Annotated in this window: 15 protein-coding genes; 10 read left to right on the top strand and 5 right to left on the bottom strand. The window is 63.6% G+C overall.

The window, feature by feature from the left end; genetic code table 11:
- Positions 1-191: 191 nt before the first annotated feature.
- The gene (locus H6X51_RS10120; RefSeq protein WP_185267425.1) at positions 192-1,562 is read left to right on the top strand and encodes an MFS transporter; all 1,371 of its coding nucleotides are present in this window, start codon (positions 192-194) and stop codon (positions 1,560-1,562) included.
- A gap of 28 nt (positions 1,563-1,590) precedes the next feature.
- Entirely contained in the window at positions 1,591-2,094 is a 504-nt protein-coding gene (ssb, locus tag H6X51_RS10115) for a single-stranded DNA-binding protein (protein ID WP_185267424.1), read from the top strand.
- A gap of 292 nt (positions 2,095-2,386) precedes the next feature.
- Here the strand turns inward: ssb and H6X51_RS10110 are convergent, their stop codons facing one another.
- Positions 2,387-2,893, bottom strand: coding sequence for a cupredoxin domain-containing protein (locus tag H6X51_RS10110; RefSeq protein ID WP_185267423.1), 507 nt, complete (start codon positions 2,891-2,893; stop codon positions 2,387-2,389).
- 346 nt (positions 2,894-3,239) lie between these two features.
- Between H6X51_RS10110 and H6X51_RS10105 the strand changes: the two genes are divergently transcribed.
- Together H6X51_RS10105 and H6X51_RS10100 are read left to right on the top strand one after the other, a co-directional pair.
- Complete coding sequence (locus H6X51_RS10105) at positions 3,240-3,917, top strand: histidine phosphatase family protein (RefSeq protein ID WP_185267422.1); 678 nt, start codon at positions 3,240-3,242, stop codon at positions 3,915-3,917.
- Positions 3,918-3,998: 81 nt separating this feature from the next.
- On the top strand, positions 3,999-4,877 hold the full coding sequence (locus H6X51_RS10100; RefSeq protein WP_185267421.1) for a sugar nucleotide-binding protein: 879 nt from the start codon (positions 3,999-4,001) through the stop codon (positions 4,875-4,877).
- Positions 4,878-4,932: 55 nt separating this feature from the next.
- Here the strand turns inward: H6X51_RS10100 and H6X51_RS10095 are convergent, their stop codons facing one another.
- Positions 4,933-5,604 carry an OmpW family outer membrane protein gene (locus H6X51_RS10095; protein WP_185267420.1) on the bottom strand — a complete coding sequence of 224 codons (672 nt, stop codon included), beginning with the start codon at positions 5,602-5,604 and terminating at the stop codon, positions 4,933-4,935.
- A gap of 212 nt (positions 5,605-5,816) precedes the next feature.
- Here H6X51_RS10095 and H6X51_RS10090 point away from each other — a divergent pair, with 212 nt between their 5' ends.
- From H6X51_RS10090 to H6X51_RS10065, 6 genes are read left to right on the top strand one after another with little or no spacing between them, the layout of a single operon-like run.
- On the top strand, positions 5,817-6,560 hold the full coding sequence (locus H6X51_RS10090; RefSeq protein WP_235991300.1) for a DUF3450 domain-containing protein: 744 nt from the start codon (positions 5,817-5,819) through the stop codon (positions 6,558-6,560).
- A complete protein-coding gene (locus tag H6X51_RS10085; protein ID WP_185267418.1) occupies positions 6,557-7,903 on the top strand; it encodes a MotA/TolQ/ExbB proton channel family protein in 1,347 nt (448 codons plus the stop codon). The genes H6X51_RS10090 and H6X51_RS10085 overlap by 4 nt, the downstream gene beginning before the upstream one ends.
- Entirely contained in the window at positions 7,896-8,411 is a 516-nt protein-coding gene (locus H6X51_RS10080) for a MotA/TolQ/ExbB proton channel family protein (protein ID WP_328795655.1), read from the top strand. Before H6X51_RS10085 ends, H6X51_RS10080 begins: the two co-directional genes overlap by 8 nt.
- A gap of 12 nt (positions 8,412-8,423) precedes the next feature.
- On the top strand, positions 8,424-8,837 hold the full coding sequence (locus H6X51_RS10075) for an ExbD/TolR family protein (RefSeq protein ID WP_185267417.1): 414 nt from the start codon (positions 8,424-8,426) through the stop codon (positions 8,835-8,837).
- Positions 8,837-9,526, top strand: coding sequence for an energy transducer TonB (locus H6X51_RS10070; RefSeq protein ID WP_185267416.1), 690 nt, complete (start codon positions 8,837-8,839; stop codon positions 9,524-9,526). The genes H6X51_RS10075 and H6X51_RS10070 overlap by 1 nt, the downstream gene beginning before the upstream one ends.
- A 2-nt stretch (positions 9,527-9,528) precedes the next feature.
- Complete coding sequence (locus H6X51_RS10065; RefSeq protein WP_185267415.1) at positions 9,529-10,635, top strand: tetratricopeptide repeat protein; 1,107 nt, start codon at positions 9,529-9,531, stop codon at positions 10,633-10,635.
- A 13-nt stretch (positions 10,636-10,648) separates the two neighbouring features.
- Here the strand turns inward: H6X51_RS10065 and H6X51_RS10060 are convergent, their stop codons facing one another.
- From H6X51_RS10060 to H6X51_RS10050, 3 genes are read right to left on the bottom strand one after another with little or no spacing between them, the layout of a single operon-like run.
- Positions 10,649-11,164 carry a DUF3299 domain-containing protein gene (locus tag H6X51_RS10060; protein ID WP_185267414.1) on the bottom strand — a complete coding sequence of 172 codons (516 nt, stop codon included), beginning with the start codon at positions 11,162-11,164 and terminating at the stop codon, positions 10,649-10,651.
- Between the two features lie 12 nt (positions 11,165-11,176).
- Complete coding sequence (locus H6X51_RS10055) at positions 11,177-12,439, bottom strand: ABC transporter permease (protein ID WP_185267413.1); 1,263 nt, start codon at positions 12,437-12,439, stop codon at positions 11,177-11,179.
- Positions 12,439-13,149, bottom strand: a complete 711-nt coding sequence (locus H6X51_RS10050; protein WP_185267412.1) for an ATP-binding cassette domain-containing protein — start codon at positions 13,147-13,149, stop codon at positions 12,439-12,441. The genes H6X51_RS10055 and H6X51_RS10050 overlap by 1 nt, the downstream gene beginning before the upstream one ends.
- Between the last annotated feature and the right edge of the window lie 14 nt (positions 13,150-13,163).

Here is a 13,163-nt window from a genome sequence, read left to right as displayed (position 1 = left end):
CGGCAAAGCTGGTAAGTATACGTGTTTCGCGGCTCTCCCGGCAAAAGCGCTGGGCCGGTAACAGACGAAAAGCCGGTCGTATCCCCGGTCGCTGTGGGCTTGGCTGCGGCACGCGCGCGCGGCTTCTGTTCTGACCCCGCAAGCATGCTAAAATGCCGCGTTTTGTTCACTTGTTCATCAGCGGAGAATCCATGTACCAGGCAGACAGCATGTCGTCCGATGAGCGCCGTGCGGCTTCATCGCTGGCCACTGTGTTCGCTTTTCGCATGCTCGGACTGTTCATGGTGCTGCCGGTGCTGGCGACCTACGGCCAGGAACTGCAGGGCGCCACGCCGCTGCTGATCGGCATGGCCATCGGTGCCTATGGTTTCACCCAGGCGTTCCTGCAGATCCCCTTCGGCATGCTGTCCGATCGCATCGGCCGCAAGCCGGTGATCATCGGCGGCCTGTTGCTGTTCGCCCTCGGCGGCCTGGTGGCGGCGCAGGCCGACAGCATGTTCGGGGTGATCGCCGGGCGCGTACTGCAGGGCGCGGGGGCCATTGCCGCGGCGATCATGGCGCTGGTCGCCGATCTGACCCGCGATCAGCACAGGACCAAGGCCATGGCCATGATCGGCATGAGCATCGGTCTGTCATTCGCCCTGGCCATGGTCGCCGGACCGGTGATCGCCGGGGCCGCCGGGTTGGCCGGGGTGTTCTATACCACCTCGGTACTGGCGCTGGTCGGTATCGCCCTGGTGGCGCTGGTGGTGCCGACGCCGACCCGGGCATTGCACCACCGCGATGCCGGCGTGGCCCGTGGCGCATTCCTGCCGGCGCTGGCCAATGCCAATCTGCTGCGGCTGAACTACGGCATCGCGGTACTGCATGCGCTGCTGATGGCCTGCTTCGTGGCTCTGCCGCTGGCGTTGCAGGAACAGGCCGGCCTGCCCCGGGAAGACCACTGGTGGGTCTACCTCACCGCGCTGGGCCTGTCGTTCATCGCCATGGTACCGCTGATCATCTATGCCGAACGTCGGCGCCAGATCAAGCGGGTGGTCCTGGGTGCGGTGCTGCTGCTGGCGCTGGTGCAGCCGCTGATGTGGTGGAGCATGGCTTCACTGCCGTGGCTGGTCACCGCCATAGTGCTGTTCTTCGTCGCTTTCAATTTGCTTGAGGCGACCCTGCCGTCCATGCTCAGCAAGATCGCCCCGGCGGGCAGCAAGGGCACCGCCATGGGCATCTATTCGACCAGCCAGTTCGCCGGCGCTGCAATTGGCGGTGTACTGGGCGGCGCGGTCTACGGGAGTTTCGGGCTGGGCGGGGTGTTCGTCTGTTGCGCACTGCTGGCGCTTTCATGGTTGGCGATTGGTGTTACCATGGCCGAGCCTCCGTACGTTACCAGCTATCGGCTGACAGTCGACCCGACATTGGCCAGGGATGAGGGGCTGCTCCGCAGGGTACTGGATGTGCCAGGAGTAGCCGAGGCAATCATCGTGGCTGAGGAAGCAGCCGCTTATATCAAAGTCGATACACAGGTGCTGGATCGAGAGCAACTGGATCGGGTATTGAACCCGGTTTGAATACACCAGACACCCGAGGAGAGTGAGAATGGCCAGAGGCGTAAACAAAGTAATCCTGATCGGTAACGTGGGCGGCGACCCGGAAGTGCGCTATCTGCCCAATGGCAATGCGGTGGCCAACGTCACCCTGGCTACCTCCGACAGCTGGAAGGACAAGCAGACCGGCCAGCAGCAGGAGCGTACCGAATGGCATCGTGTGGTGTTCTTCGGTCGCCTGGCGGAAATCGTCGGCGAATACGTACGCAAGGGCTCCAAACTGTACGTCGAAGGTCGCCTGCAGACCCGCGAATGGGAAAAGGACGGCGTCAAGCGCTACACCACCGAGATCGTCGTGGACATCAACGGCCAGATGCAACTGCTCGACAGTCGCGGCCAGGGCGGCGGCGACAACATGGCCCCCCGCCAACAGTCGCGCCCGGCACCGCAACAGCAACAGTACGCCCAGCAGCCCGCACAGCAACAGCCGGCGCAACAGCCGCAGGCGCAGCAGATGCCGGACTACGACAGCTTTGATGACGATATTCCGTTCTGAGCTGCATCAGATGTACTCAAAGGCCCTGAATTTTCAGGGCTTTTTTGCTTGTTGGATGCTTAACTTCCGCACGTGCCGAAACGCTTGGAAAGGTTTGAGTTAACGGCCAGACCGCAGGCGTAGCGCAGGGGCGCTACACCCCGGAGCTGGTCGTTCCGGTGCCGGGCACCCTCAGAGCTGGCGCTACCGGGAGTGTAGCGCGCCCGCGCTACGCTTGCCGCCTGCCAGCCCGGCGATTGATGGAGCCAGAGTGCGTGCTTGGCAACAGGGTGAGCCAGAGCCGCCCCAGCGATCAGTGAACCTGAACCCTGCCAACCATGCCGGCCTCGAAATGTCCCGGAATCAGACAGGCAAAATCGACGGTGCCTGCCTGGTCGAATTGCCAGAGCAGGTTGCCCTGTTGGCCGGGTTCGAGTGTGAGCATGTTGGGCTCGGCATGGGGAGCGGCATGGGGCGTCTGGCGCATTTCCTCGGCGTGGGCCTGGAGCTCATCCATCGAGCCAATCACCATTTCATGGGGGAGCTGGCCTGAGTTTGTCAGGACGAAGCGAACCGTCTCTCCCTGGTCGACATGGATATCGCCCGGGGTGAAGCGCATGCTGTCATCCATATCCACCTCTATGGTGCGGGTGACCTGGTCGGCGTTCCCAGGCTGGCCGATCGCTGCGGAGGTGTGTGACATCGAGGACATATCGTGGCCCGACAGGTCATGCTGATGATGGCCGCCACCGTGGTTTCCCGCTGCCATGGCGATACCGGACAGTGCGCTCAGGAGCAGCGTGGGCAATACTTGTTTCATCCTGTCTATCCTCTTCGGTCAGGCCTGAGGGAAGCGCCCGCCTTCAAACAAGGTCAATGAGGCGAGCCGCTGATCCGGCTCTGGCTGGGTCGATGGCCGGGCCATCGAGCTGTGCTCAGGTCCATGCTCGCTCCGGTTGGCTTTTCAGGCCAGTTTCTTTTCTCTCAAAATGTGTCCAGCGTTTTCGCTGCCAATAGCGTGGAATGCCATGGGTCAAGGTTATCACTGGCGGATTACGACAGCTTTGCTGCCGGTATTCCGTTCTGAAATAGGCTTGTCTACCCGGTCCGGGATGCCTGACTATGATTCGCCCGGGCTTTTTTTGCCCAGAACCTGCGGAGCATGCATGTCGGAAATCTATTTTGTACGTCACGGCCAGGCTTCATTCGGCTCCAGCAACTACGATCAGCTGTCGGAGCTGGGGCATGAGCAGGCACGTCTGCTGGGTGAGTATTTCCGCGAGCGGGACATGCTCTTCGACCACATCATCACCGGCGACATGGTGCGCCATCGCGAGACCGCCGAGGGCATCTGCGTCGGTATGGGGCTGGATGCGCAGCAGTTCGAGGTGTATCCGGAGCTCAACGAGTTCGACTTTCACTCGGTGCTGAAGGCCTATACCACGCAGTTCCCCGAGCACGCGCTGCCGGACAAACCGGTGGCAGCGGACTTTTTCCGGCGTCTGAAAAAGGGCATCCTGCTGTGGTCCAGTGGCGAGCTGCAGGGCGAGTTGCCGGAGACCTGGGCCAGTTTCGAGCAGCGCCTCGGCGCCTTCCGCGAGAGCGTCATGCAGCGCCATGCCGGCCAGCGGGTGCTGGCGGTCAGCTCCGGTGGAGCCATCGCCATGTTGATTCGCCAACTGCTGCAGGCGCCGGAGTCGGTGATGGTCGAGCTGAACCTGCAGACCCGCAATACCGCGCTGACCCATTGCCGCTTCAACAGCCGGGCGATGCGCCTGAGCAGCTTCAACAACGTGCCGCATCTGGACCGCCCCGATCGCCAGGCGATGATCACCTATACCTGAGGCGCACGCGCTGCGCTGGTGACGTGAACCGCCGAACGTTGCACAATGCAGCATCTCAACAGTATCGACAGGTTCATGTGAATGCGAATGCGGGTATTGCTGCTCGGCGGGGAAAGTCCATTGGGGCAGGCGTTGCAGGCCCAGGCGGCGGCCGAGTTCATCCAACTGGAAGCGGTCGACCGCCCGGAGCCGGGTTGGCTGCCGGAAATGGCCGATCAGTTGCTGGCTGGCGCCAAGCCGGATCTGATATTGAATCTGGCATTCTACCGCGAACACTTCCAGCTGGGTCTGGAAGACCCCGAGTCATTGCAGGCCCAGCAGCAATTCAATGAACGGTTGATTCAGGGCTGCACCGCCAATGACACGACCCTGATGACGCTGTCCAGCGCCCGGGTATTCGATGGCAGCAAGACCTCGGCCTATATCGAAAAGGATGAGGAAAAGCCGGTTGGAGCACTGGGATGCTTCCAGGCAGAGCTGGAACGCAGCCTGCGTACCCAGTGCCCGCAACATGTCATCCTGCGTTTCAGCTGGCTGCTCGATGCTTCAGCCGAAGGGGCGTTGGCACGACTGGTCGCCGAGCTGAAGCGCTCGCCTGCGCTGGAGTTGGCCGAGGAGTGGCGTGGCAACCCGACGCCGGTGGCCGATGCGGCCCGGGTGATCCTTTCGGTACTCAAGCAACTGGACTGCGCTGCTCCCCTGTATGGCACCTACCACTATGGCAGCAACGAGCCGGCCACCTGGATCAGCTTTGCCCAGTACGTGATCCAGGAACTGATCGGACGCGGTGAGCTGCAGAACGCCCCGGCGATACAGCCGGTGCCCTTCGCCAGCCAGGTGGCGCTGGCGGGTCGACCGCAGAATGCGGTGTTGCTGGCGCGCAAGTTGCTGCTGGTGTTCGGTATCAAACCGCGCAGCTGGCGCAGCATGCTGCCGGCGCTGCTGGATGAGCTGAACTGAGTAATACGCAAATGAAAACGGCCGCAAGCGCGGCCGTTTTGCATTGGGGCAGGGGTCAGAACTTGTAGCCCAGGCCGACCATGTAGACCCAGGGATCGACGTCGACGTTGACCTTGACCGGGGCGCCACCCAGGCTGGTTTTGCCGGTGGTTTCGATATCGATATAACGCACCTGGGCGTTGACCATCCAGTTGTCATTCAGCATGTAGTCCGCACCGACCTGTGCCGCCAGGCCCCAGGAGTTTTCCAGGCTGAGGCCGTCGAAGCCGGCACTCTTGGCCGTGCCGCTGAGCGATTCGTCAAAGAACCAGGTGAAGTTGACGCCGGCACCGACATAGGGTTGGAAGGCCGAGGCCTTGTCCAGCGGATAGTAAACCAGGCTGACGGTCGGCGGCAGGTGCTTGATGCTGCCCAGCTTGTCGATAACCCCGGTGACTCCGACATTATGACTGAAGGGAGTGGCCGCCAGCAGCTCGACGCCGAGCTGGTCGGTCAGCATATAGGCAAAGTTCAGACCCAGCTGGGTATCACTGTCCAGGGTGGCGCCGGTCCCGGGAAGGGCTGCACCGGCCACTTTGACCGGGCCGCTATCCTCACGCGGATCAACCGTTACCGCACCGGCGCGGACGATGATGTCGCCAGCCTGGTGAGCCTGGGCAATGGACGCGGCCAGCAGGGCGGGGGCCAGCAGCAGGCAAGCGGAAATTCTGGATACAGTGCGTGACATTTAAATGTCTCCTTGGTGAGTCGATGGGGTTACTGTAAGGACCCTGCCGAGTACGAATATTGATCTATGGCAATTGTTCGATCGGTGCGCTTGCGACCGGATGTCGCGGTTGAATTATTTTGAGATGAAGATGATAATGCTTCTCTTTTGTGGCGAGCTGGGTCTCGTCGTTCCTCTGGAGATACTGGATGAGAGCGGTTTGGATAATCTTGATGGCAGGGCTGTTGCCTGTCATGGCGCTGGCGCAGGATGCGGCAGAGCAGGCGCTGACCGAGGGAGAGGCGCTGATGACCGATGCGCAGCGCTCCCAGCAACGCATCGATCAACTGGATGACGCAACGCGCGAGGCGCTGAACCGCTACCGCCAGGCCATCCAGCAGAAGGACCAGTTGGCTGACTACAGCAAACAACTGGCCGAGATGGTGCAGTCCCAGCGCCGTGAGCTTGAGGACCTGCAGGCCCAGCTTGCGACCATTGAGGAGACCCAGGCCGAGGTCATGCCGCTGCTGCAGCGCATGCTCAACTCGCTGGAGCAGTTCATCGAACTGGACCTGCCGTTTCTCGAGGACGAGCGGGCGGATCGACTGGCGCAACTCAAGGAGTTGATGATTCGGCCGGAAGTGACCGTCGCCGAGAAATATCGGCGGGTGCTCGAGGCCTACCAGATCGAAAGCGACTACGGTCGGACGCTGGAAGCCTGGCGCGGCAACCTGGAGGTCGGCGGCAGCCAGAGGGTGGTCGAATTCCTGCGCCTGGGGCGGCTGATGCTGTTCTACCAGACCCTGGATGGTCATTCACAGGGCTACTGGAACGCTACTGCTCAGCAGTGGGAGGCCTTGCCGGCGGGTTACAACCGCGTCCTGGCGCAGGGGCTGGGTATCGCCCGCCAGCAGCAGACCGCCGCCATGCTGCGTCTGCCATTGCCACCGGTCAGTGAACAGGGAGCTGTACAATGAAACGTCTGTTGATCGCCTTGACCATGGTATTGGTCAGCCCCCTGACGCTGGCTCAACCGGCTTCGCTGGACCAGTTGCTGCAGGATATCCGCCAGATTCGCAGCAGCGAGCAAGCCGCCATGCGCGAGCGCGAAGCGCAATTCCTGCGTGAGCGCGACAACCAGCAACGCCTGATGCAGCAGGCCGAGCGTGAGCTGGCGCCGATCAAGGCCGAAGCGGACCGGCTCAAGGCCGAGTTCGACAGCCTGGAGCAGGCCCTGGCCGATACCGAGGCGGAGATGAAGCAGCGCAGCGGTTATCTCGGTGAGTTGTTCGGCGTGGTGCGCCATGTGGCCTCCGATACCCGTAGCCAGTGGCAGGACTCGCTGCTGAACATGCAGTTCCCCGAGCGCCTTGCGCAGCTCGATCAATTGAGTTCCGCCGCCCAGATCCCGACGGTGGAAACCCTGGAGCAGTTCTGGTTCATGCTCCAGGAAGATATGACCGCCAGCGGCAAGGTCAGCCGTTTCAATGCGCCGGTGATCGATCGGGATGGCCAGCAGCAGGAGATGCCGGTGGTACTGGTCGGGCCTTTTGTGGCGCTGGGTGGTGAGCGTTATCTGAGCTACCAGCCGGAGGCGGGGACCCTGCAGGTGGCAGGCAACCAGCCGGATGGCCGTGGGCTGATCGGTGATTTCCTGGCCCCGCGCACCGAGCTGGCCGACCTGATGGTCGATCCCACGCGGGGTACCGTGCTGGCGCAGATGCAGCAGACCCCGTCGTTCATGGACCGGGTGCACCAGGGCGGGCTGGTCGGTTACGTGATCATGGCTTTGGGTGCATTGGGTGTGGTGTTGGCGCTGGGCAAGCTGGCCTGGCTGATGGCGGTATCGAACAAGGTCGAGCGCCAGGCCAATGACCTGGACAATCTGCGCGACGACAACCCGCTGGGCCGTATTCTCGGCGTGATCGGCAGCCAGCCGCGCCTCGAGGAACTGGAGACTCTGGAACTCAAGCTGGACGAGGCCATCCTGCGCGAGACGCCAGCGATGGAGCGTGGCAATGGCCTGATCAAGCTGTTCGCCGCGGTGGCGCCGCTGCTCGGCCTGCTGGGCACGGTGACTGGCATGATCGCCACCTTCCAGGCCATCACACTGTTCGGTACCGGTGATCCGAAGCTGATGGCTGGCGGTATCTCCCAGGCGCTGGTGACCACGGTGCAGGGCCTGGTGGTGGCCATTCCGCTGCTGTTTCTGCATGCGACCCTGGCGGCGCGCAGCAAAGGTGTGGTCCAGGTGCTGGAACAACAGAGTGCCGGCCTGATCGCGCTGCACCTGGAGCCCGGAGCCAAGCGCGGTGAGTGAAGCCTTCTGGTTGCTCAAGGACTTTCTCGACAGCGGTGGCTGGGTGCTGTGGACCATCCTGGGCTTCACCATAGTGTTGTGGACGCTGATGGTCGAGCGGCTGTGGTACCTGTGGCGGATATTTCCCAAGCGCTCGGCCAGTCTGGAACGTCATTGGCAGCGCCGCAATGACCGTAGCAGTACCGCCGCGCGTTATATACGCCAGGCTTGGCTGTCGGTAGCGCGGCAGCGGCTGGAACGCTTCATGCCGCTGATCCGGGTACTGATCGCCATGTGCCCGCTGCTGGGTCTGCTGGGTACGGTGAGCGGCATGATCCAGGTGTTCGATGTGCTGTCGATCAGTGGTACTGGCAACCCGCGGGCGATGGCCGCCGGTGTGTCCCGGGCCACAGTGCCGACCATGGCCGGCATGGTGATCGCCATCAGTGGATTGTTTTTTCTGGCGCGGCTCGATGCCAAATCGCGGCTGGCCATGCAGCGGCTGACTGACCGCCTGCATCACGAATAGGAACTCTTGAACATGCGCATGCGCAGACATTCGGCAGGAAACGACGATGAGGCCGGCATTGACCTGACCCCCATGCTCGACGTGGTGTTCATCATGCTGATCTTCTTCATTGTCACCAGTACCTTCATCAAGACCACCGGTATCGAGATCAATACGCCGACCGCCGACAGCGCCGAGCAGCAGCCCAAGGGCAATATCCTGATTGCCGTGGACCCCAACGGTGAGATCTGGATCGATCGCCAGCAGGTGGATATCCGCGGGGTGCGCGCCGCGGTGGAACGCCTGCGCGTGGACCAGCCCGAGAGCAGCGTGGTGGTGCAGGCCGACCAGGATGCCCGTAGCGGCGTGGTGATCCGGGTCATGGACCAGGTACGCATGGCCGGTGTGGCGGATGTGGCGCTGGCTGCCACGGCGGGAGCCAACTGATGCGTCTGCTGGTCAGCTTTGCCGGTGGCCTGCTGGTGACGCTGGCGCTGTTCGCGCTGATGATAGCGTTGGTCATGCCGCCGCGGGACAACCGCGATCTCGGCGAGGAACTGGCGCGCGTCAGCTTCGTGCGCAGCGTATCGGACTCATCAAGCGACAGCCGCCAGCGCCAGCAGCGGGAAGCGCCTGAACGGCCGCAACCGCCGGAGGTGCCCACGCCGCAACAGCCGCAGCAACCACAGGTCAGCACCAACGTACAGTTGAATATTGCCGTGCCGAACCTGCCTACGCCGGGCATCAGCGTTGCGGTGACGCCGAGCATGAGTGGGCTGACCGCTGCTGAGGTGCCGGCGGTTGCGGCCCCGGCACCTGCTGCGTCCGCTCCGGCACCGGCGGCTTCGGGGCCCTCGACTGCCGAGGAAGTCTCGCCGCTGGTGGATATTCCGCCCAACTACCCGCAGCGCGCACTGGCGGCGGGTATCGAGGGCGAAGTGACCCTGGCCTTCACCATCACGCCCGATGGGCGGGTGGAGAACCTGCGGGTAACTCATGCCCAGCCCAAGGGCGTATTCGAACGTGAGGCCCGCCGTGCGGCCAGCCGCTGGCGCTTCGCACCGCGCCGGGAGAATGGCCAGCCGGTGGCGCGTGAGGCAACCAAGACCTTGTATTTCCGTCTGGAGGGAAGGTGATCATGGGAACCGCCAAACTTTTCCGTAGAACGGTGCTGTGCCTGGCTTTGTTGACGCCCAGCCTGGTGCTTGCCCAGCAGGCCATCGACCCTATGGTGTTCATGGCCTTGAGCACGGCGCAGAAGGCACAGGAACAAGGTGATTTCGGGCAGGCACGTACTGCGTTGAACAAAGCCCTGGAGAGTGCCAGGGCCGGTAGTCTGGAGCTGGCGCTGATCCAGCAGCGGCTCGGCTACCTGGCGATCAGCGCCGGGCAGAACGAGCAGGCGATCGACTGGCTGAGCAAGGCGCTGGCGCACGATAAGCTGGACGACAAGGCGGCACGCCAGGACCGCCTGAACCTGGCCCAACTGCTGGCAGTCGATGGACGCTATCGGGAGGCTGCCGTGATGCTGGAGCGTGAACAGCGCAATGCGGCGCTGAACCTGGAACAGAAGCAGTTGCTGGTGCAGTGCTACAGCCAGACGCGCGACTATGCCAAAGCCGTTCCTCTGGCTGAGCAGGTGGTGCGGGCTGACGGCCGGGCAGACGATATCTGGTACCAGCTGCTGGTTGGCATGAGCTATCAGCAGGGCCAGTACGAGCGCGCCAGCCAATGGCAGAAGGTGCTGCTCCGGCGCCATCCGCAGAAGAGCGAGAACTGGCGGCAACTGGCTGGTCTGCAGAGCCAGGCCGGCAAGCAGCGGGCGGCGGCGGCTACCCTGCGCCTGGCCCATGAGGGCGGTGTCGGACTGAGTCAGACCGACCTGGACAACCTGGTGGCGCTGCAGGTCAACGCCGGTGCGCCGTGGCAGGCGGCGCGCCTGCTGCAAGAACTGATCGCTCAGCAACTGTTACCGGGCGATGCAGCGCGCCGGGAGCGCCTGGCCCAGCTGTGGACGCTGGCGCGTGACCGCGGTCGCGCCCGCCAGGCCTGGGCCGAACTGGCCAATGGCAGCAACCGTGCCGACCACTGGCTGCGGCTGGCGGGCATCCAGCTGGAGGAGGGTGACTGGTCGGAGCTGCTGGCGACGCTCAAGCGCGCCGAAAATGGGGCGAGCAGCCAGCAACGCCAGCTGATCCGGCAGTGGGAGGGTTATGCCCGCTCGGTGATCGAGAACAACAGCTGATCAGCGCCCACGTTCAATAGATATAGGGCTCGACGCTGGCCGCATCGATACGATAGCCAGCGTTGGCCAGTTCGTTCTCCATGTGCTCGACCTGAATCGTTCCGCTGATCCAGAACGGCTGGTACAGGTCGCGCAGCTTGATTCCGCCGCTGCTGCGCACATGCACTATCTGGTTGGAGGGTGGCGGCGGTACGTGGATGCAGGCGCCGAAGTAGGGCACCAGCAGAAACTCCTCGACCTCCATGGCATCGGTAATGGCCAGTGGCACCACATAGCCGGGCAGCTTGACCTGCCTGCCATCCAGCTCCCGCACCACAGGTGCTGCGGGCTCCATCTGCACCGCCGGGTCGCCCAGTTCCGCATCCATATCACCCAGCTGCGACAGATCGTGAATCGGCAGCGGTGTTTCCTGCAGTTCGCGTAGCTCTGGCGGCAGCAACTCGTCCCAGGAGATTTCCGTCGCGGCGTTAGCGGTTGCCGCTGCGAGCAGCAACAGGCCGGTGAACAGCAGTCGTGAACCCGTGCGCATGTCCGGTCCCGTTCAGGTGCGAATCGACAGTCCGTCGATCAGCGATTGACGATAGGCGCGCCAGGCCGGCACGCAACCCATGATGATGGCGGCCAGCAGTATGGCACCGAGCAGGCCCCAATCCCACAGGCCGGGTGCAGATAGCGGAATGAACAGGCCGTAGCGTGACAGGATCAGCGGCTGCGCCAGCCACATCACCAGATACATCAGCCCCAGCCCCAGCAGTATGCCCGCCAGTGCCAGGCCGGCGGCCTCCAGCAGCAACAGGCTGAACACATGCCGCGGGCGCGCGCCCACCGAGCGCAGGATGGCCATCTCCCGGCGCCGTTCGTTGAGGCTGGCGAGGATCGCCGTGAGCATGCCGACCAAGCCGGTCAGCACGACGAATACCGAGACGATGAACAGCGCCTGTTCCGCCACCCCGAGCAGGCTCCACAGTTCCTGCAGGGCGACCCCGGGCAATACCGCCATCAGCGGTTCGCCGGTAAAGCGGTTGATGTCGCGCTGCACAGCGAAGGTGGCGACGCGGCTGTCCAGGCCGAGCAGCATGGCGGTGATGGTGCTGGGCGTCAGGTCCAGGCTGCGCGCCTGCTCTGCATCGACACGCGCGGCGCCACGAGCCGGCATACCCTGCTGCCAGTCCACATGCAGCGCCTCCATGCCCTGCAGGCTGATATGGATGGTGCGGTCCACCGGCGTGCCGGTCTTGGCCAGGATGCCGCTGACGCGGAACGGCTTGTCGGCATGCTCGACGAAGCTCACCGCACCGGTGCCGTGCGCCAGTACCAGCTCGCTGTCCAGTTGGTAGTTCAGTTCCCGGGCGATATCCGCGCCGATCACCGCATCGTACAGATCGTCGAAGGCATGGCCTTCGGCGAATACCAGTGCACGGTCGCGGCCATGGCGAAAGTGCGTGAAGTAGTCGCCGTTGGTGCCCATGACCTTGAACCCGCGGTGCGAATCGCCCAGCGAGATCGGAATGGCCCAGTCGACCCGCGGGTGCTCGATGATCCTCTGGTAGCTGTCCCAGCGCATGTTGCTGCTGGCGTTGCCGATGCGGAACACTGAATACAGCAGCAACTGTACCGAGCCGGTGCGCGGGCCGACGATCAGGTCGGTGCCGGAAATGGTGCCGGCGAAGCTGGCGCGAGCCTCGTTGCGGATCTTCTCCACACCGAGCAGCAGGGTGACGCTCAGGGCGATGGCCAGCACCGTCAGCAGCGCCGAGTAGCGCCGGTTGAGCAGGCTGCGAAAGGCCAGGCGCAACAGGTACATCAGATCACCTCCGCGCGGCTGGCACGGTTGAGCTGGTGCAGCGACAGGCTGCGATCGAACAGCGGCTCCAGCGCCGCATCATGGCTGACGAACAGCAGACTGCTGCCCAGCGCCCGGCATTCGCTGAACAGCAGTTGCAGGAAGGCTTCCCGGGTATCGGCATCCAGTGCCGAGGTGGGCTCGTCGGCGATCACCAGTTCGGGACTGCCGATCAGCGCCCGGGCAGCGGCCACGCGCTGCTGCTGGCCGATCGACAGTTCGGTCACCGGCTGGTTGCGCAGCTGTGGCTGATCCAGCCCCAGGTGGCCGAGCAGGTGCAACGCGGCGGCCTGCACGCTGCCATGGCGCTGGCAGGCGCGCTGCTGGCGCAGGCGGGAAAAGTGGCAGGGCAGGATGATGTTCTCCAGCATCGACAGGTATGGCAGCAGATTGAACATCTGGAAGATATAGCCGGTGTGGTCCGCGCGAAAATGGTCGCGGGCCGAGCCGGACATGCCGGCCAGGTCTGCGCCGAGCAGGCGGATATGCCCGCTGGCCGGCAGTTGCACCCCGCCCAGCAGCCCCAGCAGGGTGGTCTTGCCGCTGCCGGACGGGCCCTTGAGAAACACCCGCTCGCCCGCCTGCAGGGTAAAACTGTCGATATCCAGCAAGGTGGCACGGCCGGGCCAGGCGAAGGTGATCCGTTCGAGTTGTACTACTGGTTCAGCCATCAGGGGTTCCGCTG

Origin of the sequence: Halopseudomonas xiamenensis, assembly GCF_014219065.1 — a bacterium.
GTDB classification, from domain to species: domain Bacteria; phylum Pseudomonadota; class Gammaproteobacteria; order Pseudomonadales; family Pseudomonadaceae; genus Halopseudomonas; species Halopseudomonas xiamenensis.
The sequence above is the reverse complement of the archived record's forward strand: the minus strand, read 5'-3'. Positions and strand labels throughout refer to the sequence as shown.